We start from the raw sequence: 23,212 nt of genomic DNA, 5'->3' as shown, positions 1-23,212 counted from the left end.
GAGCGAACCAAAAGGAGCGCAGGAATGCCGCAGACACGGGATAAGGCCAAGGCCGTGGGAGACCATCCGCCACTGCGGATCATCTCCCTCTATCACCGTGACATGAACATCTACGGGGATTCGGGCAACATACTCAGCGTGACCCGCAGGGCCGAGCTGTACGGGTTCCGTCCCATGGTCCGTTATTACGATCCCGGCGATGCCTGGCCGGAGCGGATCGATATGATTCTGGGCGGCGGCGGCCAGGACCATGGCCAGGAACGGATCATCGATGACCTGCGGGAGCGGGGTGGGCTTCTGCGCGATCTGGCCGACCAGGATGTGCCCATGCTGATGATCTGCGGGCTCTATCAGCTCTTCGGCCATTATTTCGAGACCTCCGACCATGAGCGCCTGGAGGGGGTCGGCATCCTTGACGTGCATACCGTTGCCAAGCCCGAGCGGATGATTGGCAACCTGGTGGAGCAGGCAGAGGACTTCGGCAGGGTGGTCGGCTACGAGAACCATTCGGGCCTGACCTACCTGGGGGAGGGGGCCCGTCCCCTGGGCACGGTGACCGAGGATGGCCGCGGCAACAACGGCAAGGACCACACCGAGGGGGCCCGATGGAAGAAGGTCATCGGCACCTATATGCACGGGTCGCTGCTGCCGAAGAACCCGGCCATCACGGATTTCCTTATCGAGGGTGCAGCCGACAGGCGGTACGGCCAGGGCACCTTCGCCCAGATGAAGACTGCCATGGATCAGAGGAGTCGGAGCGAGCTGGAGCGGCTGGACTCCCTGGCAGATCAGGCCAGCCGTATCGCAGCCTCCAGGCCCAGATGAAGAGGAGCCTGCGGTTCCGTCTGCGGGTCCTGCGCAGATTCTGATCAGCGGTCAGGGGGCAGTGTCAAGGAGACAGGGCGTTGCGGTCCCTCTTGCCATGGTGTCGAATCGGATCGGTCAATGATAACCGGCTAGACTGTAAAGAGAGACGGCCGCTCGTCTCTTGGCGGTCAAAAGAGCCCGGTACTTCAAGGGCGTATGAATGCTGGGAGGCATATCATGTCGGATTTGCATATCGGTGACGGATTGCACAAGGTGCTTCTGGCTGGCATCGGAGCCTTGGCCACAGGCGTGGAGAAGGGCCAGGAGGTCATTGACAACCTGGTCAAGAAGGGCGAACTGACGGTCGAGCAGGGAAAGATTCTCAATACTGAGCTCAAGCGGAACAGGAAGAACCCTCCTGCTCCTGCTGACAGCGCGCCTGCACCAGCTGCTCCGGCCCCGGCTGCTGGCGCGCCCAGGCCTGCGACTCATGTTGCTCCTGATCCCCGCCGTCCAGACCATGAGCCCCTGGCACCAATGCCGAATCGTCGGTCAGGGTCCATTCCCATCACCTCCAATGATCCCATCGCGGGTCAGCAGGGCTGAAGGCGGTCGATTACTGTCAGCGTCGGTCGTCTGCGCCGGAATGCCTGCCGCTGGTCGGCCATGCGGATAAAGGACGCAGGTGAGTGGTGAGTATGGATGCCATGAACGGACATGATGCCCCGGTGCAGACCATCGGCCTCTTCGGGGTCGGCACGGGAGAGCGGCAGGGGGCGGCAGGAAGGATTCGGCACAGGCGTGGCAGGGCCCGTCGACTGGCCGAGATGATCCGCATCGCCAACCGGTTCGACATCATCCACGGTCTGACCCCGGTCACCATGCGTCGATTGTTCGAAGCGCTCGGGCCCACTTTCGTCAAGGTGGGCCAGATTCTTTCCATGCGTTCGGAGATCCTGCCGGAGGCCTTTTGCCGTGAGCTCTCCAAGTTGCGCGCCGACGCGGATCCCATCCCGTATTCCGTGGTGACCAGCACCCTGGCCGCCGAGTACGGCCGTCCGCTCGACCAGATCTTCTCCTCCATAGACCCTGTTCCCCTGGGGTCGGCTTCCCTGGCGCAGGTGCATCGGGCCCGCCTGGTCAGCGGTGAGGACGTGGCTGTCAAGGTCCAACGCCCAGGGATTCAGGAGACCATGGCCCAGGACATCGACATTCTGCGCAGCATGGTCAAGTGGGCCTCCCGGTTCGTCCGCAGCACCCAGGTGATCGACATCCGCGGGGTTGTCGAGGAGCTCTGGGAGACCTTCCAGTCCGAGGTCGACTTCCAGCAGGAGGCCGCCAATCTGGCTGAATTCAAGGATTTCTGCGACTCATACGCTTACATCGACTGCCCGAAGCCCTATCCCGAACTGTGCACCAGGCATGTGGTGGTGATGGAGTACATCGACGGGATATCCCTCTCACGGCCCGCCCAGCTGGTGACCCAGGGCTATGACCTGAAGGAGATCGGCACCAAGCTGGTCGACAACTATGCCACCCAGATCATGGACCGGGGCTTCTTCCACGCCGATCCGCACCCCGGCAACATCATCATCCGCGATGGCTGCATAGTGCTGATAGACCTTGGCATGGTCGGGCGTCTGGATAAGGTGACCAAATCGGCTTTGAAGGACATGATTTTTGCGGTGGGCCGCGAGGATTCACCGGCCCTGGCCCAGGGGCTGCTCCGCTTCGCCGGTACGGGAGAGGCCAGGGCCGAGGACTACCCCTATCTTCTGGCCGATCTGGATGCGGTCGTCCAGCGGTTCGGCAAGCTTGATCTGGCTGATCTGGACATCGCCGAATATGTCAATGCCGTTATGAAGCTGGCCGCCCGGCATGGCATCAAGGTGCCGGGGTCGGTCACCATGGTGGCGCGGTGCCTGGTCACCCTTGAAGGACTCTTGGACGAGTTCCTGCCCGAGGCCAACATCGTGCAGATCATCACCGATCATGTCGCCTATAGCCAGGGCACGGGATCCATCCTCAAGGAGGAGACCCGGAAGCTGGGCATCCAGGGCGACCTGGCCCTGCATGGGCTTTTGGGCGCCCTGGCTGAGTCCCAGACCGCGGCCAAGATGCTTACCCGTGGCCAGCTGCGCGCCAATGTGCAGCTGGTAGGCTCCGAGGAACCCCTGCAGCAGCTGTCCGACATGGTCAACAGGCTGACCATGGCCCTGATCGTCGTCGGCCTCTATGTGGGCTCCTCAATCGTCTACTTCGCCCGCATCAAGCCGGTGGTCTTCGGCATCCCGGTGGTCAGCATGCTGGGATACGTGGTGGCCTTCATTCTTTCGGTCTGGATAGTCCTGGACATCCTGATCAAGCACCGGGCCCTCAAGCGTCGGCGACGCAACGGCGAAGCCTAGGCTGAGAGCCCGTTCATCCCATATGGGTATAGACACTGTCTGATGCTGAATCAGCCGGCGAAGTCCTCCACGGTTTCAGGATCCTCGTGGTTCATGAAGGCGGATTTGCCGGTGTCCATGGCCCGCAGACGGTCCATCTCCTGGTCGCTGAGCCGGAAGTCCCAGATGTCGAGGTTCTCGCGCATGCGCTCGCGGTGAGTGGTCTTGGGGATGACGATGACCCCGTCCTGGACCAGGAAGCGTAGGGCTACCTGGGCTGCGGTCCGGCCGTGCGCCTGCCCGATCTCAGTCAGGGTCGGGTTGGTGAACATACCCTGGCGGCCCTCGGCGAAAGGTCCCCAGGATTCGATTCGGGTGCCGTACTTGTCCATGTAGGTGCGTTCCTGGGGGCGCTGGTGGAAGACGTGGGTCTCCAGCTGGTTGACGGCCGGGACGATTCTGTTGAACTTGACCAGGTCCACATACCGGTCGGCATAGAAGTTCGAGACGCCGATGGCCCGCAGGACACCCTGGTCATAGAGGTCCTCAAGGGCATGCCAGGCTGCGTAGTAGTCGTTGAAGGGCTGGTGGAGGAGGACCAGGTCCAGGTGGTCCGTGCCCAGCTTCTTCATGGACTCCTCGACCGAGGCCTTGGTCTTGTCGTATCCGTAGTTGGTGATCCAGACCTTGGTGGTCAGGAAGACCTGGTCGCGGTCGAGGCCGCTCTGGGCCAGGGCATCTCCGACGGCCTGCTCGTTTCCATAGGCCTGGGCCGTGTCGATGGCCCGGTACCCGGTCTCCAAGGCATCCAGAACCGAGCGGCGGCACTCGTCCAGGTCGGCGATCTGGTAGACGCCGAAGCCTTCCATGGGCATGAGGACGCCGTTGTTGAGCTTGACGGACGGGACGGAGGTGGATGAATCGTTCTGCATGGTATTGTGCTTCTTTCTTGGCAGATTGCTCGACGGAGTTGGTTAAAGGCGGGGCATGCCTCTCAAATCTGCTTGTTCAAGGATAAGGCCTTGAAGCAGCTTGAAGTCAAGCCGGCAAAGCGCGTCCGGGCCCCTGCGATGCTAGCGTGGGTAGTGGAGTAGCTGATGGCTGGAGGCGATGATGGGGTCCAAAGCACGATTGGCCGGCAAGGTCGCACTGGGTCTGGGATTGGGGGTTTTGGGGGCCTGGTGTTGGGCTCTGGCCCCCGGCCTTTCAGTGGTTGCTGGTCGGAGAAAGCCTGTGGGCCTGTCCTTGCACCCCTATGCGCACAGGGGTCTGCATGATGCTGGCTCGGGGATGGAAACGACCAATCCCAATCCTGGACAGTCCGCCTACCTGCACCGTATCCATGACTGTCTGAAGATTACGTCCGGCAGGCCCTTGGGTAGGCACGCCTCGGCTCCGACCAACCCCCGTCGGGTGGTGGCGCCCGAAAATTCGCTGGCTGCCTTCGAGGCGGCCTGCAGGGCCGGCTACGGGATTGAGTTGGATGTCCATCTCAGCCGGGACGGACAGGTGGTGGTCATCCACGATGGAGACCTGCAGCGGGTAGCTGGCGTCAATCGAGCAGTGGCGGACCTGACCTACGATCAGTTGCGGAGGATTCCCCTGTGCCCAAGCCCAGCCCAGGATCTTGAGTCCGGGAAAGGGTTTTCGGGCTCTGCTGACCACGATGGCGGTCCCAAAACAGAGGGTGAGGACAGGAGCATCAATAATCCAGAGGTGCAGCATGTGCCTCTTCTGTCCGAGGTGCTCGCTCTGGTGGATGGCCGGGTGCCCCTGGTTGTCGAGATCAAGATGGACAAGGGCTTGAATAGAGAGCTTATGCGTCGGACCGATGCCCTCCTGTCCAGGTACCAGGGCCCCTATGTAATTGAATCCTTCAACGTCCTGGCCCTTGCCTGGTATCGGGTTCACCACCCAGGCGTCACCAGGGGGCAACTGGTCGCCCCCTACCATGGCCGGGTGGATTCGCGCTCCTCGGCCCTGCGCTGGATGGCCGGGTCCCTCCTCTTCAACTGGCTGGGGCGGCCGGACTTCGTGGCCTGCGAGTGGCACAGCGGGCACTCACTGCCCATGCGTCTCTATCGGTTCCTAGGTGGAACGCCCATTGCCTGGACCGTCCGCTCCGAGCATGCGCAGGAGGAGGCCAGTCCGGACTTTGATGGGATTATCTTCGAGTCGTATCTGCCCGAGAGCTGAACCAGCTATACAGGCCTGAGGCCGCAGCGGCCAGGCCTATGGCCCAGAGGGCCATGATCAGGAAGTAGCCGTAGGGGAGAGGAACGACGCTCATGTCCACCTGGCCGGACAACTGATGGAAGATGACGGCCAGCACCCCCGCCATGGCCAGGGCTGAAAGCAGGATGGCCGAAAGAGAATCGATTACTGACTCACAAATCGAGGAGCAGACCAATGTTCCACGTGAAACACCGGCAGCCTGCATTCTTCGGTTCTCCTGGCGACGCTCATTGACTGCGATGGCGCATGCCTGGATCAGGAATATGGCCGTCAGGACGATGGCCCCGTTCGCTATCTGGGGCATGGCCCGCTGCACCTTCTGTGACCTTTGGATGTCGGAACGAATGTACTCCTTCTTGGTGCAGGCCTTGATGCCCTTGCTGTCCCATGAAGCATTGAGCTGACTGATCAGATCGTCTGTGCGAACTCCGGGTGCGGTCCTGGCCAGGGTGGTCGATCCACTGTTGTCGGGCGCCAGTTGCGACAGGTCCGCATCCGTCATCAGGTATTGGCCCATCTGCCCCGTCGGGGTCACATCGACTACGGCAGTGATGGTCAGCGTATGGCCTTTGTCGTACCTGTCGATCAGGGTCAGCTTGCGGCCAATGGGATTTTTCTCCTGAGTGCGGCCATTTGCTATGACGGCGATCTTGCCCGGCCCCAGGTCCGCAGCGGAGCCCTTGATGAAGATCGGACTAATGGTATTGACGTCCTTGCCTGCCTTGTTGACGTGCATAGCCATGACGGAAGGTTCGTCATTGCCACCAATATCTTCCTTGTCTGCAGTCTTCCAGGATCCTTCGCTATAGGTGATAGCGGATTCGACGCCTGCAGTGGACTGAAGCTGGCGATCAAGGTCTCTTGGATCATTGGTCTGCGCATTGACCATGGTTTCGGCAGCGACCGGCTTATACCGGCTTATGGCTTCTTGCGCCCAGCTGGACCGTCCCAGGGCTATCACTCCGGTCACGATGACCAGCATCAGGATGATCGGCACCGCGACGGCGGTGGAGCTCCGGTTTTCCTTCCGCGCCCTTTGCCGCGCCAGGAGACCTGCACCTCGGAAGGCCAGTTGGAAGGGGATGCCGATCAGGTTGGCGCACGCAGGAACCAGGACAGGGGCCAGGGCGCCGATGATGACGAGCAGACAGCCGGTCGTGGCCAGGATCTGGATTTCAATGTCCATGCCATTGAAGCGGTGATAGACCATGGCCAGTCCTCCAGCTAGGCCAGCCAGGGCGATTATCAGGCGAAGAGGGCCAATTGATTTGGTTCCCGACCGATTTTCTGAGTCCTGCAAAGCCTCGATGGGAGAGATGGCAGTAATCCTTCTGGCGGCGAACCAGGTTCCTAAGAGGCCTGCCAGGAGTATCCCAGCGAAGGCGAAGATGATTCCCATAGGGTGGGGATGTGCGGTCATTTCCAAGGCTTCAAGACCTGAGTTGATCAGAGACTTGGCGAATGCGGGCACCAGCAGGCATCCCGCCGAACTGCCTATGAGGGCGGCCAAACCTACCGGAATCATGAATTCCAACAGGGAGATGAGTCTCACCGTGCGGGGAGAGGCGCCCGAAAGCCGCATCATGGCATATTCGCGACGACGGCGCTCGATCAGGAACCCCACAGAAGTAATGACGAGGAAGATGGAGACGAACCCGCATATGCAGGCGTACATTATGGATATTAGTGTAGCGCTGTCTCGTAAAGACAGGGTCATAGCGCGGTCGTAGGAATTCATTGCGCGTGTATCTGGCATCCCGTCACCCTTCCGAGCGGCAATGGCTACCTGGGCCCAGGCGCTGGTAAGGACTGAAGCGGCCATGACTGCCAGAACCATGACCGTGTAGGAGGACCGATGCTCATGCAGAAAGGATCGCACTAGGGAGGCCAGGCCGGGAGTTTGTGCCTTGGGTCGAGCTGCGGTTTGCGAGCCGCCCCCGCCCATCGGTCCTGAGGCCCCGGTTCCTGTGATTGATCCACCCAGGGAAAGGGAATTGCCCTCCATGGTGTGCTCCTTTCTCGCCCTTGAATGCTGCTGTTCTTATTGCAACACCGGGAGATAGCCCACTCAGGGTGTTTTCAGGGTCAGACCAGGGGGAGAACCAGGGTGGCGATCAGCGATTAGGCACTCTCGTGCGAGAGGTGGGGCAAGAGGACAGAGGTCGGGGGGATAGAGGTCGTGAGGATAGATAGAGTTCGAGGAACAGACGGTTGGAAGAATAGAGGTCGGGAGGATTACAGACCATGGGGATCGGTCCGCCAAGCTCTATGGCATCGCAGAGTCGGCAGTTTCTATAGCGACGATTTCATAGCCAGCCTATCCTCGCTGACGGGGTAGGGGAGGAAAGCCTGTCCATCTTGCGCAGCGTCCGCCGGGAGGGCCATCGGATACCGCTGAAAAAAGGACCCGAATCGCGCAAGATTCAGGTCCTTGTCAGGGATGGGATTCGTGCCCCATCAATTCGTTGGTTCAGTCGATGACGCCATAGAGGCGGTCGCCGGCATCGCCCAGGCCGGGCACGATGTAGGCGTGCTCGTTCAGTTTCTGATCGACTGCGCAGACCACCACCTTGAGGTTGATGGAGGGGTCCATCTCCTCCTTGAGGCGGTTCAGGCCCTCGGGAGCGGCCAGAATGTTGATGGAGGTCACGTCCTTGGCGCCACGCTCGGCAAGGTATTTGGTGGCGGCGATCAGGGTGCCGCCGGTGGCCAGCATGGGATCCAGCAGGAAGCACTGACGGCCGGAGAGGTCCTCAGGCAGGCGGTTGGCGTAGGTGATGATGTCCAGGGTGTTCTCGTCGCGCTTGAGACCGAGGAATCCGACCTCAGCGGTAGGCAGCAGACGGGTCATGCCGTCAAGCATGCCCAGTCCGGCGCGCAGGATGGGAACCACCATAGGGCGGGGGGAGCAGAGCTTCTTGCCCACCATGGGAGCGACCGGGGTCTCGATGGGGTGGTCCTCGATGTCCAGATTGCGGGTGGCCTCGTAGGCCTCAAGCATGACCAATTCGCTGATCAGCTCGCGGAAGGTGTTGGAAGGGGTGTTTTTGTCCCGCAGTACGGTCAACTTGTGTTCGATCAGCGGGTGTTCCAGTACGTGAAGTTCCATACCTCTCAGCGTAGCTCAGCGGGTCGGCTTCTGGTAGCGACCGGCAAGCCATGCGGCCTTCGAGTGGGGAATGGAAATGAAAACGCCGAACCATGCAAGCGCCTGTCGGCGCAAACGCCGCTCGCAGCGGCAACAAACGGAGCCCGGGGCTTAGCCATGGTCCGGCGCAGTCCCCATTGTAGGGCATGCCGGGCCTGATCTGCGCTCACGGCGCGCTTACGCTTCCGGCATGAAAGGGTGGCGGGTTCTACTCCAGCCGTCCCCGCCGCCAGAGTGATGCGCCCCGCATGAAGTCACGGGCCGTCTGATTGAGGGAGTTGACGGTGCGCTGGGCCGCGTCGACCTCCTTAGCTTCCTGACCGTCCAGCTGTCGGCTTTGGGCGTCCCGGATGGTGGTCTTGATGCCACGGGCGATCACATCGCAGAAGGCTCCGGCCCGTTCCAGGGCTATGGCGAAGTCGCCGGTGAAGGCTCCGGAAAGGATGGAGTCGGCGGTTCGGATGATGTCGTCGGCCTCCGGGGCCTGATCCACCCCGGCTATAGCCGATGCGGCAGTGTCGGTGGGCTCGCCCAGCCGCCACAGACGACTGATTCCATCAGCGTCCTTACGCATCCAGCTGCGAAGCATGTAGAGCCGCCAAAGAATGCCCGGCAGAGAGTCGGGGTCGCTGTCACTCCAGAGCTCGGCCACGACATCCACGCCCTCACGGTCCACCAGGGTCAGAACCCGTTTGACGATGGCTGGATCGGTGCTGTGGTGGACCCGGTCCAGCAGGGAGGCTGCCGAAACATGGCTCATTTCGCTGATCTGCTGGGGGTCCATGCCTCCGGAGAGCTGATCGGCGATGGCCGGGTCCAGCTGGCCTGGGCGTGAGGGCCGGGATGCTCCGGTGCCGGATGCCACGAATCCCGTGCGGGAGGAGCGGATTGAGGATGAGCCGATTCTGGAGTTGCTGTCAGTAGACAATGGGAGTCACCTTCTGTATGTCGATGATGGTCGGATGATTGGGGTCGCCGGTCAGACTGAGGACGACGGCGTTGCCGGTGGGCATGAAGGGGGAGTCATCGGGCAGCCGTTTGGACAGCGATCCGCTGGAGCACAGCCCGCGCAGCTTTTCAAAGATACCTCCCAGGACCGGGCGATGCATGCAGATCATGGTCGTTCTGTTGCCTGTCAGCAGGTCGGCCATCTGCCTGTCCAGCCAGCTGTGGGCCTGTTCGGGGCGGCGGTGGTAGGAGGACTCCGTCAGGCAGGCCACCATCTCCAAGGGCAGATCTACCTCATCGGCGTAGGGTCGCAATGTCTGCACACAGCGGATCCAGGGGGAGGACAGGAGGCGGTCGGGCGCAAAGCAGGCCAGCTCCCGAGCCAGGGCGTAGGAGGTGCCGGCGCCCCTGGGGGTCAGAGGACGATTCGCGTCCTTGCCTGTCCACTCCTTCCGGGCAATTGCCTTGCCGTGACGCACGATGATCAGCTGACGAGCCCGGATGCCGCCCTGCTCCACCCGGTCCACGAAGGCATCCAGTATGGTTCTGTCACTGGGGTGGGTCAATAGTTTGCGCGCTTCAGAGGCTCCGACCCATCGGATCTGGTCGACTTCCCTGGAATCAGGCCGGTGGATGGGTCCCAACAGTGCGCTCTGACCGGCGGCGTGTTCCGAGTCGGTCGGTGTAGCCATCCAGTAGCAGATATGTTTGAGTCTGCCGCCCTTACCGCCCCGGTGCCGGCCCTCGTTGTTCAGCGGATATTCGGCATCCCCCAGATATGGCCCCAGGCGGACAAGACAGCCTGTCTCCTCACCGACCTCGCGCACGGCCGCCCGCATGTGGGTCTCACGGTTCTCCAGCTTTCCCTTTGGCCAGCTCCAGTCGTCGTACTTGGGACGATGGACCAGGCAGAGCTCCAGCTCATCGAGGTCGGAGCGTGGGTCGGCTCCTGGGGCTGCCCGGCCGTCGTCGCTGAATTTCATCCATCCCTGGAAGCTAGTGCGCCACCGGTAGAGGATAGCTCCGGCTGCCTCGACCGTCCTGCTCATGGTCGGATACCATTCCGATCGTCCGTCTCGGCAGCAGACTCGCCGGCCTGGAGGCGCATCATCATCGCCTGGCCCTGGGGGTTCGGGCGTGACGGTCGATCAGGTACTCCTGCGAGTCGACCAAAGGTCGGCCCTGATCATCGCGACTGTGGCGCACATAGGTGCCGTCGGGCTGCATGTGCCAGGAGCTGGTGGTGTCGGCCATCTGCAGATCCACGTAGTCGATCAGTCCCTGCACCTGCTCGGGCGCGGTGATGCGGACCAGTGCTTCCACACGGCGATCCAGGTTGCGGTGCATCAGGTCGGCAGAACCTATCCAGACCTCCGGTCCGGCCAGGGGGCCCTCACCGATCTGGGGGCCCTGGGAGTTGGCAAAGGCGAAGATGCGGCTGTGCTCCAGGAACCGTCCCAGGATGGAGTGGACTCGAATATTCTCGCTCAGCCCGGGCACACCTGGCTTCAGGGCGCAGATGCCACGCTCCACGATGTCGATGCGGACCCCGGCCTGGCTGGCGCGATAGAGGGCGTCGATGATCTTTTCGTCCACCAGGGAGTTGACCTTGATCCGTATCCAGGCAGGCTTGCCGTTCAGAGCGGTCTCTTCCTCGCGGGCGATCCGCTGCAGAAGCCCGGAGCGAACCGTGCGTGGGGCTACCAGCAGGCGGTGGAAGGAGGACTTGGGCGCATAACCTGACAGCTGGTTGAAGAGCCGTGTCAGGTCCTGTCCCACCACGGGGTCACAGGTGAGCAGGCCCAGGTCGGTATACTGGCGGGCGGTCTTGGGGTTGTAGTTGCCGGTGCCCACGTGGCAGTAACGACGCAGGCCGTCCTGCTCCTGACGAACCACCAGGGAGAGTTTGCAGTGGGTTTTCAGGCCCACGATTCCGTAGACCACATGGACGCCGGCCCGTTCCAGCTGGCGAGCCCAGGCGATGTTGGCCTCCTCATCGAACCGGGCCTTGATCTCGACCAGGGCCAGGACCTGCTTGCCGGCGTGTGCGGCATCCACCAGGGCATTGATGATGGGCGAGTTGCCTGAGGTTCGGTAGAGGGTCTGTTTGATGGCCAGCACTCGCGGATCGGCCGCCGCCTGCTCCAGGAAGGCCTGGACCGAGGTGGAGAAGGAGTCATAGGGGTGGTGAAGGAGGATGTCATGCTCACGGATGGCCGCGAAGATGTCCTGGGCCTGGCTGGATTCCACCTCGGCTATCTGTCGGTTGGTGGTGGGAATGAAGGGGCGGAACTTGAGGTCGGCCCGGTCGATGGACTGCAGCTCGAACAGGACCGTGCAGTCCAAGGGGGCTGGAAGCCGATAGACCTCTTCCTGGTTGACCCGGAGCTTGCTGGCCAGCAGCTGGGAGAGGAAGGGAGAAGCGGAGTCGGAAATCTCCAGGCGGATGGGCGGTCCGAACCGCCGCTGCAGCAGTTCCTTCTCCATGGCGTTGAGCAGGTTTTCGGCGTCGTCCTCCTCCACATCAATGTCTTCGTTGCGGGTGACGCGGAAGGAGCGGGCCTCCTTGATGATCATGCCTGGGAAGAGGTATTCCAAGTGGGCGATAATCAGGTTCTCCATGGTGATGAACCCGTAGCGCTCCTCCCGACCCTCCTCATCGGTCAGATCGTCCACAGGAACCAGACGGGAGAGGTTGTCGGGAATCTTGACGCGGGCGAAGTGGGTCTTGCCCGAGGTCGGGTTCTCCACTAGGACCGCCAGATTCAGGGAGTTGCCTGAGATATAGGGGAAGGGATGGGCCGGGTCGACAGCCAGCGGGGTCAGCACCGGAAAGACCTGGTTGCGGAAGAAGTTGGTGAGCCGTTCCTGCTCCTGGCTGCTCAGTTGTGTCCAGCTCAGCAGGATGATGCTTTCGGTGGCCAGATCCGGCAGGATGTGGTCGATGACATAGTGGGCATGCTCGTCCTGAAGCTTGTGCGCCTGCTCGGAGATGGCCCTCAGTTGCTGGCGAGGGCTCATTCCGCTGGCTGCCGTCACAGCGATGCCTGTGTCTACGCGACGCTTCAGACCCGCCACGCGGACCATGAAGAACTCATCGAGATTGCTGGCGAAGATGGCGGCGAAGTTGGCACGCTCCAACAGTGGCACGCTCTCGTCTTCGGCCAGTTCAAGCACGCGTTTGTTGAACTTGAGCCAGCTCAGCTCCCGGTCGAAATAGCGGTCCTCAGGCAAGGGCGAGACCGGGTGATCCGAGTGCCTGGATACATGTCGTGCCTGGCCGTCGGTCTCGGCAATATGCTCCGCGATCTGGCTGCGTAGCAAGGCCTTGGAGGGTGCGTCAAATTTCTGAACCATACCATAGCACTCTATTCGCAGGTGCCGTCCTCTGCAATCGCTGATAAAGCTTGTGGATAAATAGGAACGGCCCCCCGCAGGAGGCCGTTCCCACAAGGTCGGTCCAGATGGAATCTCTGCACAACATCATCGTTGCAACGGTCAAGTCTTATACACCCGTCCAACGTATCGGTCCTAGTGGCCATACACTTTGTGGGCTTCCGTGCTCTCGAACCGTCCTTGTATAAGCTATTATGCCAGGTTCGAGGCCGATGACAAGCATGTTCATCCCGTTGGAGCGCAGAAGGCTACCGGCTTGGTCTTTTGTGCGATTGCGTGCATTCAGGCAGGTCGAATACGCTGGTTTTGGAGGAATCTGTCGCTTCCATGTGAGCATCTGTGGCCTTTCATGGGTATGGTCTCAAAAATGCTGCAATTCGAGGCGTGTCGCGGTGTTGATGGATTTGTGCACAGAGAGGGCGCAACAATGTGGAAGCATAGGGTCGTTCGACCACATCGGCTCCGTGGACTGGTGCTGATGCCAGGAGGCGGATGTACTGGTAGCCATGACTGGAATGAGCATAGACAGACCGCCGACGATGATAAAAGGCCGCATGAAAGGGCGGGGGCCTGAATGGACTCCTCGCTCTTTTAATGCAGTCGGGTCGCCTTTGGAACACCGGCCAGAGAGGGCGGCGGGCGGATATGCCCGCATCGGACGGAGTGACTCAGAAGCAGAATATGGGTCCGCTGTGACGGGGCTGGTCTTTCTCTCAGCCTCGGGGGGTATTGGGCTGACGACCATGACGGCCCTGATGGCCAAACAGCTTCGGGACATGGCCCTGTCATGCGCTCTGGTGGATCTGGACCTGGATGGCGGAGGGATGGATGTCCTGGTCGGCATCGAGGGGGCGCCTGGAATGCGGCTGGGACGGATCCGCGCTCCCCTGGGCCGGGTGAATCCTCAGGCCCTCCGTGAAGAGCTGCCAGTCTGGGATGGCATCCCGCTGCTCAGCAACGATCCCTGGAGTGCTCCGCCACAGGGCTGGTGGGACGTGGACGCAGCCGTGAGCGCTGTGGCTGGATTTGCTGATCTCCTGCTGATCGATGCCGGTCGGGGCCAGGGCCTGGGTAATCTACGCTCGCTGAAGGGACTTCCTTCGTTGTTGATGGTGGACATGACCGTGCTGGGCCTTGCGCGGGCGAAGGCGCTTCTCCATGCTCTGAACGGCCGCAGAGGTGCTGGTGATCGAGACCAAGACAGTCCATTGGTCTCCTGTAGACCTCCCATGGCTCTGATTGGGATGATGCCCACCCAGCATCGGGTCAGCCATGGCGTCGACCCGGAGCAGGCGGAGGAGTTTCTGGGCCGATCGGTGGACGTGGTCCTCAAGCCACAGCCGAAGCTGTCGGCATCCGTTCTGGATGGTCGTGGCATGGAACGGGTCCCTCGTGCTTACGCCCGGGCCCTTCAACCCCTGGCGGAGCGAATCGCAGGGATGGTCGTCGTCGGCGAAAGAAAGGAAGAGCGGGTCTCTTCTGGCGGATTGACCCGGTCTGAGGCTGTCAAATGAGCAGGGGAGGTGGGGAAAGCCTTGAAGGTTCATTTCCCGATGACGAATCGGCTCAGCCGCCCACTTTCGGCTATTTGGATGGGCTGGTGAGCGATCCTGCGGTGACTGACATCGCGGTGACGGGTCGGGGTGATGTCTGGATTGACCGGGGCTCGGGTATGGAGGAGGTTCTGCTTCGGCCTGGGTTCACAGGCCCTCGGGCAGTGAGGGACTTTGCTGTCCAGTTATGCGCTCAGCTAGGGCGTCGCCTCGACGATGCTCGTCCCATGGCCGACGCTTCCAGCAGAGAGGGGATCAGAGTCCACGCTGTACTGGCTCCGCTCGTTCCCGAGGGCGCCGCCATTTCCATCAGGCTGCCCAACAGACACCCGCCCAGTCTGGAGGAGCTGGCTGCTGCCGGGCTGTGTCCCGCCAGCTGGCTCTTCATTCTTCGGGCGCTGGTGGTCAATCGGGCCAGCATTCTGGTTACCGGTGGCACGGGTGCCGGCAAGACCACACTCTTGCGGGCTCTGCTGGGCATGTGCCCGCAGGAGCAACGGCTGGTCGTCGTGGAGGAAGTCCGTGAGCTTGGTCGTATTGCCGGACATAGAAATATGGTTTCCCTGGCTGTCAGAGAGTCCAACGTTGAAGGAGCGGGGGGCGTGGGGCTTGTCGATCTGGTCAAGGCCACACTGCGCATGCGGCCCGATCGAATCATCCTGGGCGAGTGCCGGGGCGAGGAGATAGCTGATCTGCTGCGGGCTTTCAATTCTGGTCATCGGGGTGGCATGGCGACTCTGCATGCCGACAACGTGGAACGCGTTCCCGCGAGACTGGCAACCCTGGGGTTGCTCGCGGGGCTGCAGCCGAAGGCGCTGGCGGCTCTGGCCCAAGGGGCGTTTGACGTTGTCATCCATCTGGAACGTTCCGGCGGCCATAGACATATCGCTCAGATTGGCCGACTGACAACTGCCGCCGACGGTCGGCTTATCGGGGAGGCCGTCTGTACCTGGACGGGCCGAGGGACCGCTACTTACGGAACGGCCTGGTCGAAGTTTGCAAGGCGGTGGGGCATTGTGACCAGCGACTCGACGAGCACTCCGTAGCCGAGGTGGATCATGAATGACGAGACTGCAGCCTGGTTGGCTGCGATGATGACGACTTTTGCCTGTCTGGCTCTGCTTCCGCATAGAGGCTGCGCAGCCGCAAGACTGAAGGCCATGTCAATCAGGCCCCCCACACAGTCAGATCGGCCCGGTCTCGCGGTGCTGATCACTTCCCTGCTCGCCTATGTCGACAACGGGGCCGGTCTGGTAGAGGCTTTCGAGGAGGCATCCGGGCGGCGGTTCGCCACCCGGGAGGTCACGCCGGAACGTGTCATGGCCATGTTGGAGAACCGATGCCTGCCCCAGGAACGGGGGCCGACTCTGACGATTATGGCCCAGGCTCTGATGGCCTGCTATGGGCTCAGCGCCATCCTGGGTTGCCGGGCTTCGGATGGGCTGCGGACCGTGGCAGCCATGCAGAGGCGGCGGACGGCACTGGATGAGGCCCGGGAGAAAGCCTTTGCTGTGCCCAAGGCCACGATTCGTCTCCTGTCGACCCTGCCAGCGTTGACAATCATCATGGGAGAGTTTATGGGTGCGCGACCACTGGCCTTCCTATGTCGCCCAGGCCCGGGAACCATCTGCCTGATCCTTGGTGCGGCCTTCTATGTTCTTGGTCTGGTTTGGATGCATCTGCTGATGAATGATCTGGACAGGGGGGATCTATGGATCTGAAACCGCTGATTGCCGCTCTGTCGAGCATGCTGGCCCTCCTGCTCATAGAGTCCGACGGTTCGGGTGACCGATTAGCCCATGAGCAGGTCTCCCCGCCGCCCTTGAGCCTGGTGCTGGCCTTGCTGGGAGTCGCTGTTCGTCAAGGGGCCTCCCTGCCCAGGGCCCAGGGTGTGGTTGGCAGTCTGCTGCCAGGACCTTATGGGTTTCGAATGGTTCGCGTGGCTCACCTGCTCGCAGATGGCAACGGGTGGGATCTGTCCTGGTCAGGAGCGATTGGCGATCCTGATTACGGGCGGTCCATGCAGGTCCTGGCTGACTGTCTGGAGCCCTCCTGGCGTTTGGGATCATCGCCTCTAACACGTATCGAGACGACCATGCGCCAGCTGGATCACCGTGCCCGCAGCGTGCTGGCCCGGGCCACGGCGACGATCACCGTCAGGCTTCTGGTGCCGACAGGGCTGTGCATTCTGCCGGCCTTCGTGCTGATCGGAGTCATTCCCTGTATTGCGGCTTTTGCGGGTGGGATGTCCTGAGGGTATGGAGCTCTTGCGGGCACAGTTGTCCACAGGCTGGCGGTCAAAGCTCCGCTCGTCCACATGTATCTGACAAGTCGACCGAAGCGGACAGGAACGGGCACAGTGAAAGGTACCGGATGCCGATTCCCTGAGGAACGGCCATTCGCCGGGGCGGGGAAGACAAGGAAAGGCAAAGGTGAGAACGATGACATATTCACAGGAGGTTGCGACGGTCTTCCATCTGCAGAACAGGCAGGCAGGAGGTCAGTTGGTGCCGGCTGCGACATGGCCTGCTGCAGGTGCCGGATCAAGGTGGCTGCAAAGAATAAGGCAGCGTTCCGACCGGTACATGACGGCTTTGTACGTTCGCATCAGCCAGTCTATGGATTCTGGAGTGCGCGCCCTGTATGCGCGGCTGAGCGTGGTGCTGGCCAGGCCTGAATCGGGGGCTATCACTGCTGAATATGCCGTGATCATGGTGGTGGCCGCCACGCTGGCCGGTGTACTGCTGGCCATCGTCAAATCCTCTTCCACACGCACTTTGCTGATGGGACTGGTGAAGAAGGCACTCAGTGCCGTCGGCTGAAAGACGGTCCGAGCGGAGACGACGGTGGCGATCCGATAACGGTACGGTGACAGCCGAGTTCGCCATCGTTCTTCCCGCTGTCATGGTTCTGGCTCTCATACTGCTGACGCTGACCCAGACAATCAGGGTCGGCATGGTCTGTCAGGATGCGGCCAACGCGGCTGCCAGAGACCTGATCGTCACTCAGGGCAAGGGCGATTCCCAGGAGCTGGTGAACAGGATGGCCGGGCCACATGCCCAGGTGAGGTTGAGTCCATCAGCCGGACAGACGGCAGTCAGGGTGTCATGCCCAGTGGTTTCCGGCCCCATGGGCGTGCTGCCTGCACAGGTCCATGGCGACGCCGTAGCCATATTGGAGGAATGAGTCATGCCCGAACATGCCAGAAAGACGCGCGTCGAGCGTGCTGGTTCATGGATTAGGGGTTCGGATCCGGGCTCCGGCACGGTTCTGGGCATCATGCTGATGGCTCTGGTTGGCCTGGGTCTGGTTCTGGCGGCGCTGCTGGGCAATCTCATGATCTGTCGGACGCGTGCACGCACCGGCGCCGATGTTTCGGCTCTGGCTGCAGCTTCTGCCCTGGATGAAGGACAGACGAAGCCCTGTACTCTGGCTTCCCGGGTCGCCCATCTCAACCGTGGGGTCATGACGGACTGTCAGGTGGATGGCGGCGATGTGAGGGTCTCGGTGAGCGTAGACACCGGAGTCCCGATGATACCCCGTCTGATCCAGTCTGCCCGGGCAGGCCCAGAGCCCTGCGGATGAGAGGAGGAAGCGGGGCGAAAGCCCTAGGAAGGAAAGTGAACGTGTCTAAAGAAATGGATAGCCTTGAACCATGGCACTAGCACTCTATCGGCGGTATCGGCCTGACACTTTTGACGGAATCATCGGTCAGAAGCAGGTCACGGTGCCCCTTACCCGAGCTCTGGATGAGAACCGGCTGACCCATGCCTACCTCTTCTCCGGTCCCAGGGGATGTGGCAAGACCAGCAGTGCCAGGATTTTTGCCCGCTGCGTCAACTGCGCCAAGGGGCCGACCAGCCATCCCTGCGGCGAATGCGACAGCTGCAGGGATCTGGCCACAGGAGGCCCTGGTTCCATCGATGTGGTGGAGATTGACGCCGCCAGCCACAATGGCGTTGACGATGCAAGGGAACTCAGGGAGCGAGCAGGCTTCGCCCCTGTGCGTGACCGCTACAAGATCTTCATTCTGGACGAGGCTCATATGGTCACCCAGCAAGGTTTCAATGCCCTGCTGAAGATCGTGGAGGAGCCGCCGGAACACGTCATGTTCATCTTCGCCACCACAGAGCCGGAGAAGGTGATCGGCACCATCCGCTCCCGTACCCACCATTACCCCTTCCGTCTGGTGCCTCAGGAAGTCATGGGGCCTTACTTGGAGGGCATTTGCGATAAGGAGGGCATTAAGGCCGAGCCCGGTGTACTCAAGCTGGCCATGCGGGCCGGAGGCGGATCGGTGCGAGACACCCTTTCCGTGCTGGATCAGCTCATGGTAGGCGCTGACGAGCACACCATCACCTATGATGCTGCGGTTGCTTTGCTGGGGTTCACTCCTGCCGCACTCATCGGCGAAGCTGTGGATGCACTGATCGCCCACGATGGAGCTGGCCTCTACGGGGTCATTCAAAAGGTGGTCGTCGGCGGGTTCGAACCCCAGCGCTTCGTTGAGGATCTGCTGGCCCATGTCCGCGACCTGCTGGTTCTCAAACTGGCTGGAGAACGGGCTGAAAGCGTGCTTAGCGAGGATGCTGACGACGACCAGGTGGCCGATCTGCATCGTCAGGCGAATGCTTTGGATCTGCAGGTCCTGACCAGAATGGCCGACATCATCAATGATGCGCTGGCGGGAATGAACGGGGCCACCTCGCCCAGGATGCGCTTGGAGCTGCTGGCCGCCAGGCTGCTGGCAATTGGCTGCGAACCTATGGAGCAGGCACCGGCCGAAGTGGCAGCTTCCAGCGCTGGTGCAGCCCCGTCGCCCGCCCGCGGCGGGTTCATTGGCTCCAGCAGGTCTCAGCAGAATGGTCGGCCGTCCAGAGCATCCCAATCTGGTCGTACTGACGGGGCTGAACGCCCCGAACAGCCTGACAGGGCAGGCTCACCGTCTGCTGCAGCACCCACGACCCTTGCCGGGCCGCAGAACATGGCCGGTTCCCATTCCGATTCCTCTGCTCAAGGACAGCAAGAGGGCGAAGGACGGCCCACCCATTCCGGCTCAGGGTCTGCCCAATCCGAGCGCAAGGAAGCCCCCTCCTCGGCGATTCGACGGCCGGCGGGGCAGGCCGGATCACCCAATCCTGTCCGGCCCGCCCGATCTGTTGAACAGCCTCGGTCAGTCCAACAGGAGGCTACGCCAGGGCAGACAAACGAGGTGCCGACCAGTACGGAACTGGATAAGCGCTGGGATGCCCTGGTGGCTGCCCTACCCGATGAGGTACGCCAGTATGTGGTGCGGGACCGGGTGCCTACCGTAGCCATGCAAGCAGACCCCTCCGGTCGCAAGCGACTGTCTATGACCTTCGACCGTCCACTCAGCCAGCATGCCTTCGCCATGGCCGTGGCTGCGCAGTCGGTTGACGGGGAGACCAAGGTGCCGCGTATCGTCATGGTCCGCGCTCGCCAGGAGTTTGGACAGGCCACTATGATCGCCCCGTCAGGGACGGCTGCCAACGGCGAGACGGTGGAGTCCGTCAACAGGATGTCTCCGCAGCGTCGGGCAGAGGTCAAGAAGGAGGTGGCTCTGGCGCGGGCCGGCTTGGCCACCATGAACCTTGGAGCGGCGGTCATGCCTCATGCAGCCACAGAGCAGGGGCATGCCCCTAGGGAGATGACGGCCTCGGCTGGTCATCAGGGTGAGACCGGAACATCGGCATCAGCGCCGGAGGGAAGGTCCACCCCTGGGGAAGCTGCAGGCGACGGGAACTCCGACGACGCCCACCACCCGGTCGGCGGTCCGGTCCAATCGTCTCCGGAACCGTTGCCTGCGGCAGGCTTTGGCTCAACGGCTTCTACGGTGTTGCCTGACGATGATCCCTGGGCCCACCCCATGCCAGCGACTCATGCGCCGCAAAAGACTTGGCAGCCCGGTGAGGGCAACGACGGATCCGATGGGTGGAAAGACCATGAGTCCAAAAAGGTAGCTCTGCCGGACATGAGCGATGACACGGATCCTTGGGCCGTGCCCGGTTCCGGGACCAACGCCGCAGCCTTTGCAGAGTCCTCCGACAGTCAGGGCCATGAAGCTTCGGATCAGGGGTTTGCGGTTTCGAAGTCGGCTGATTCGTCCGGGCAGGGAAGCGTCTCGGGTGCAGCCTCGGCTCCGACATCGGGGACCGGATCGGTTTCTGAGGAAGGTGCCATGGCGACCGGCGTATCAATCTCGTCGGACGCGCAGGGTGACGATCGTGGTTCGGCTGCCGCCGATGGCTTGGATGGCCCCCAGACAACGGCAAAGGTCTCTGGAGCTGAAGGCAGGGGAATGCCAGCAGGCTTCGCTAGTTCGGCCCCGAGCGGTCCCGATCAGGATGGAGCATCGTCTGCCGCAGTCTCCTCCCAGGCCTCAAGGCCGTCCGTGGATCCCGAGGACGATGTCTATTCCATGGACGATGCCAGACTCGGGGCGGACAATGCCATGAACCAGGATGAACTGACCAAAATGTTCGACGTGACCAAGGTGGAGGATTTTGCTGCTGACGATCCCCAGAATCCGATCAACGTCCAAAAGCGCCGGCAGGAACAGGCGCAGCGACAGGGAGGTGAATGATGGCCGCTACCTATGATGGGGCCATTCAAGAGCTGATTGATGCCTTTGCCCAGCTGCCGGGCATTGGTCCCAAGGGCGCACAGCGCATCGCCTTCTACATTCTGGGTGCCGATCGGCGCAGCGCTCAGGATCTGGCCGATGCCATCGTCGCGGCCAAGGAGAAAGTCCGGTTTTGCGAGATCTGCGGCAATGTTTGCGAGACCAGCCCATGCCCTATCTGTCAGGATCCGCGGCGTGACCGCAGCATTATCTGCGTAGTCGAGGAGCCCAAGGACGTCATGAGCATCGAGCGTACCGGAGAATACCGGGGTCTTTATCATGTGTTGGGCGGGGCGATCGACCCTATGTCCAATGTCGGCCCCGGCGATCTGCGCATTCCCGAGCTCTTGAAGCGGTTGGGCACCGATCAGGTCAAGGAGGTCATGCTGGCCCTTGATCCCAACATCGAGGGCGAGGCCACCACCACCTACCTGGGACGGCTGCTGGGTCCGTTGGATCTACGGGTCACCAGGCTGGCCAGCGGTCTGCCTGTCGGCAGTGATCTGGAATATGCTGACGAGATCACCCTTGGCCGGGCGATTTCCGGCCGTCGCGATCTGTAAGGCCTGCAGTCATTGTTTCGCATGTTGGTGGAGAGGGTCTGATAAAACGGTGTCGTTCGTATAATCCATATAATCAACATGTTGCAGATGATGGTCTAGTGGCCTAACCGTCGCGGGATGGAACAGCAGTGGCACTTATCGTTCAGAAATATGGCGGGTCCTCAGTGGCGGACTCGGACTCCATCAAGCGTGTGGCCAAGCGCATCATTGATACCAAGCGCGCTGGCAATGACATCGCAGTGGTGGTTTCCGCCATGGGGGACACCACTGACGATCTGATCGATCAGGCCATGGATGTGGATTCCAATCCTCCGGCCCGCGAGATGGACATGCTTATGACGGCGGGGGAACGTATCTCCATGAGCCTGCTGGCCATGAGCATCCATGCGCAAGGCGAGCATGCCCATTCCTTCACCGGTTCGCAGGCGGGGTTCATGACTGATGCACGTTACGGCGCAGCCCACATCCGCCATGTCCACCCCCAGCGGGTCATGAAGGCCCTGGACCGAGGCGAAGTGGGGATTGTGGCAGGCTTCCAAGGGGTCAACGCCGACGGCGATGCAACCACCTTGGGCCGCGGTGGCTCGGACACCTCGGCTGTGGCTCTGGCTGTGGCGCTCAATGCGGATGTCTGCGAGATCTATACCGATGTGGATGGCGTCTTTACCGCCGACCCGCGCATTGTGCCCACCGCCAGAAGAATCGCTCGCATCTCATACGAGGAGATGCTGGAGATGGCGGCCGGCGGATCCAAGGTGCTGGCTCTGCGCTGCGTGGAGTATGCCCAGCGCTTCCGTATGCCCATCCATGTGCGCAGCTCCTTTTCCCATCGTCCAGGCACACTGATCATGCCTGACGATGTCGATGTCGACAAGATTCCCAATCTGGAGACCGGCCAGTTGCCGGATCGCCCCGCTGCACACACCGACAGGCAACGGGATATGACGGAAGGAAGGTCATGACCAACGGCGAATCCATGGGTGACTTGTTCCCGGACCTGAACGGCCCCGAGTCACCTATCATCTCAGGGGTTGCCCACGACCGCAGCGAGACCCAGGTCAGCCTGCGGGCTGTGCCCGACCGACCCGGCGTGGCCGCACAGCTCTTCACCATCCTTGCCGAGGGCGGCATCAACATTGACATGATCGTCCAGGCTGGTGCGGCCACCGGAACCGTGGACATCTCTTTCACGCTGCCGTCCGCTCAGGCTGATCAGGTGGTCCCCATGCTGGATGACTCCCGTGAGCAACTGGGGTTCCGATCGGTCGACATCAATCCAGAGGTGGGCAAGGTGACCCTGGTGGGGGTGGGCATGAAGACCCATTCGGGCATCACCGCCACCTTCTTCCGGGCCTTGAGCGACCGGCATATCAACGTGCTCATGATTTCGACCTCCGAGATCCGCATCTCCGCCTTGGTGCCCATCCAGGACCTGGACGAGGCGGTACGGGCCATCCATACGGCTTTCCATCTGGATGCCGATCAGGTCGAGGCGGTCGTTTATGGCGGCACGGGTCGCTGAGCGGAGAGGA

Annotated in this window: 20 protein-coding genes and 1 pseudogene; 15 read left to right on the top strand and 6 right to left on the bottom strand. The window is 61.7% G+C overall.

Annotation, left to right across the window (positions count from 1 at the left end):
- Window positions 1-24 precede the first annotated feature (24 nt).
- The 3 genes and pseudogenes from JF70_RS07675 to JF70_RS07665 all read left to right on the top strand — a co-directional run bounded on the left by JF70_RS07675 (window position 25) and on the right by JF70_RS07665 (window position 3,215).
- Window positions 25-825 (top strand): type 1 glutamine amidotransferase, encoded by an 801-nt coding sequence (locus JF70_RS07675; protein ID WP_045935873.1) that lies wholly within the window; start codon window positions 25-27, stop codon window positions 823-825.
- Between the two features lie 219 nt (window positions 826-1,044).
- Window positions 1,045-1,212: pseudogene (locus JF70_RS09335) on the top strand (phasin family protein); the annotation flags it as partial.
- Between the two features lie 293 nt (window positions 1,213-1,505).
- The gene (locus JF70_RS07665) at window positions 1,506-3,215 is read left to right on the top strand and encodes an ABC1 kinase family protein (RefSeq protein ID WP_045935871.1); all 1,710 of its coding nucleotides are present in this window, start codon (window positions 1,506-1,508) and stop codon (window positions 3,213-3,215) included.
- Between the two features lie 50 nt (window positions 3,216-3,265).
- Here JF70_RS07665 and JF70_RS07660 read toward each other — a convergent pair whose 3' ends face one another.
- Complete coding sequence (locus JF70_RS07660; RefSeq protein ID WP_045935870.1) at window positions 3,266-4,126, bottom strand: aldo/keto reductase; 861 nt, start codon at window positions 4,124-4,126, stop codon at window positions 3,266-3,268.
- Between the two features lie 181 nt (window positions 4,127-4,307).
- Between JF70_RS07660 and JF70_RS07655 the strand changes: the two genes are divergently transcribed.
- Window positions 4,308-5,390, top strand: a complete 1,083-nt coding sequence (locus tag JF70_RS07655) for a glycerophosphodiester phosphodiesterase family protein (protein WP_082069500.1) — start codon at window positions 4,308-4,310, stop codon at window positions 5,388-5,390.
- Here JF70_RS07655 and JF70_RS07650 read toward each other — a convergent pair.
- The 5 genes from JF70_RS07650 to JF70_RS07630 all read right to left on the bottom strand — a co-directional run bounded on the left by JF70_RS07650 (window position 5,359) and on the right by JF70_RS07630 (window position 12,882).
- Window positions 5,359-7,434 carry an ABC transporter permease gene (locus JF70_RS07650; RefSeq protein ID WP_045935868.1) on the bottom strand — a complete coding sequence of 692 codons (2,076 nt, stop codon included), beginning with the start codon at window positions 7,432-7,434 and terminating at the stop codon, window positions 5,359-5,361. The genes JF70_RS07655 and JF70_RS07650 overlap by 32 nt on opposite strands.
- 465 nt (window positions 7,435-7,899) lie before the next feature.
- The gene (gene upp, locus JF70_RS07645) at window positions 7,900-8,538 is read right to left on the bottom strand and encodes a uracil phosphoribosyltransferase (protein WP_015022561.1); all 639 of its coding nucleotides are present in this window, start codon (window positions 8,536-8,538) and stop codon (window positions 7,900-7,902) included.
- A gap of 247 nt (window positions 8,539-8,785) precedes the next feature.
- A complete protein-coding gene (locus JF70_RS07640) occupies window positions 8,786-9,481 on the bottom strand; it encodes a thymidine phosphorylase (RefSeq protein ID WP_045936230.1) in 696 nt (231 codons plus the stop codon).
- 13 nt (window positions 9,482-9,494) lie between these two features.
- Window positions 9,495-10,574: an NUDIX hydrolase gene (locus JF70_RS07635; protein WP_045935867.1), complete on the bottom strand. Its 1,080-nt coding sequence runs from the start codon at window positions 10,572-10,574 to the stop codon at window positions 9,495-9,497.
- Window positions 10,575-10,635: 61 nt separating this feature from the next.
- Window positions 10,636-12,882, bottom strand: coding sequence for an RNA degradosome polyphosphate kinase (locus tag JF70_RS07630; RefSeq protein WP_045935866.1), 2,247 nt, complete (start codon window positions 12,880-12,882; stop codon window positions 10,636-10,638).
- A 794-nt stretch (window positions 12,883-13,676) separates the two neighbouring features.
- Between JF70_RS07630 and JF70_RS07625 the strand changes: the two genes are divergently transcribed.
- The 11 genes from JF70_RS07625 (at window position 13,677) to JF70_RS07575 (ending at window position 23,202) form a co-directional block, all read left to right on the top strand.
- Window positions 13,677-14,435, top strand: a complete 759-nt coding sequence (locus JF70_RS07625) for a CpaE-like family protein (RefSeq protein WP_156149644.1) — start codon at window positions 13,677-13,679, stop codon at window positions 14,433-14,435.
- A complete protein-coding gene (locus JF70_RS07620; protein WP_052690797.1) occupies window positions 14,432-15,520 on the top strand; it encodes a TadA family conjugal transfer-associated ATPase in 1,089 nt (362 codons plus the stop codon). Before JF70_RS07625 ends, JF70_RS07620 begins: the two co-directional genes overlap by 4 nt.
- 114 nt (window positions 15,521-15,634) lie before the next feature.
- Window positions 15,635-16,195, top strand: a complete 561-nt coding sequence (locus JF70_RS07615; RefSeq protein WP_052690796.1) for a hypothetical protein — start codon at window positions 15,635-15,637, stop codon at window positions 16,193-16,195.
- Window positions 16,186-16,728, top strand: a complete 543-nt coding sequence (locus JF70_RS07610; RefSeq protein ID WP_052690795.1) for a hypothetical protein — start codon at window positions 16,186-16,188, stop codon at window positions 16,726-16,728. Before JF70_RS07615 ends, JF70_RS07610 begins: the two co-directional genes overlap by 10 nt.
- A gap of 187 nt (window positions 16,729-16,915) precedes the next feature.
- Window positions 16,916-17,296: a DUF4244 domain-containing protein gene (locus JF70_RS09215; protein WP_052690794.1), complete on the top strand. Its 381-nt coding sequence runs from the start codon at window positions 16,916-16,918 to the stop codon at window positions 17,294-17,296.
- A 46-nt stretch (window positions 17,297-17,342) separates the two neighbouring features.
- A complete protein-coding gene (locus JF70_RS07600) occupies window positions 17,343-17,660 on the top strand; it encodes a TadE family protein (protein ID WP_052690793.1) in 318 nt (105 codons plus the stop codon).
- Window positions 17,661-17,663: 3 nt separating this feature from the next.
- Complete coding sequence (locus JF70_RS07595) at window positions 17,664-18,059, top strand: Rv3654c family TadE-like protein (RefSeq protein ID WP_045935863.1); 396 nt, start codon at window positions 17,664-17,666, stop codon at window positions 18,057-18,059.
- A gap of 70 nt (window positions 18,060-18,129) precedes the next feature.
- On the top strand, window positions 18,130-21,078 hold the full coding sequence (dnaX, locus tag JF70_RS07590; protein ID WP_045935862.1) for a DNA polymerase III subunit gamma/tau: 2,949 nt from the start codon (window positions 18,130-18,132) through the stop codon (window positions 21,076-21,078).
- Entirely contained in the window at window positions 21,078-21,680 is a 603-nt protein-coding gene (recR, locus tag JF70_RS07585) for a recombination mediator RecR (protein ID WP_015022549.1), read from the top strand. The genes dnaX and recR overlap by 1 nt, the downstream gene beginning before the upstream one ends.
- Window positions 21,681-21,808: 128 nt before the next feature.
- Window positions 21,809-22,642, top strand: coding sequence for an aspartate kinase (locus JF70_RS07580; RefSeq protein ID WP_082069459.1), 834 nt, complete (start codon window positions 21,809-21,811; stop codon window positions 22,640-22,642).
- Window positions 22,639-23,202, top strand: coding sequence for an ACT domain-containing protein (locus JF70_RS07575; RefSeq protein ID WP_015022547.1), 564 nt, complete (start codon window positions 22,639-22,641; stop codon window positions 23,200-23,202). Before JF70_RS07580 ends, JF70_RS07575 begins: the two co-directional genes overlap by 4 nt.
- The last annotated feature ends 10 nt before the right edge of the window (window positions 23,203-23,212 follow it).

This window comes from Bifidobacterium mellis, from assembly GCF_000967265.1.
GTDB classification, from domain to species: Bacteria; Actinomycetota; Actinomycetes; order Actinomycetales; family Bifidobacteriaceae; genus Bombiscardovia; species Bombiscardovia mellis.
This window is presented reverse-complemented; position numbering and strand designations above follow the sequence as displayed.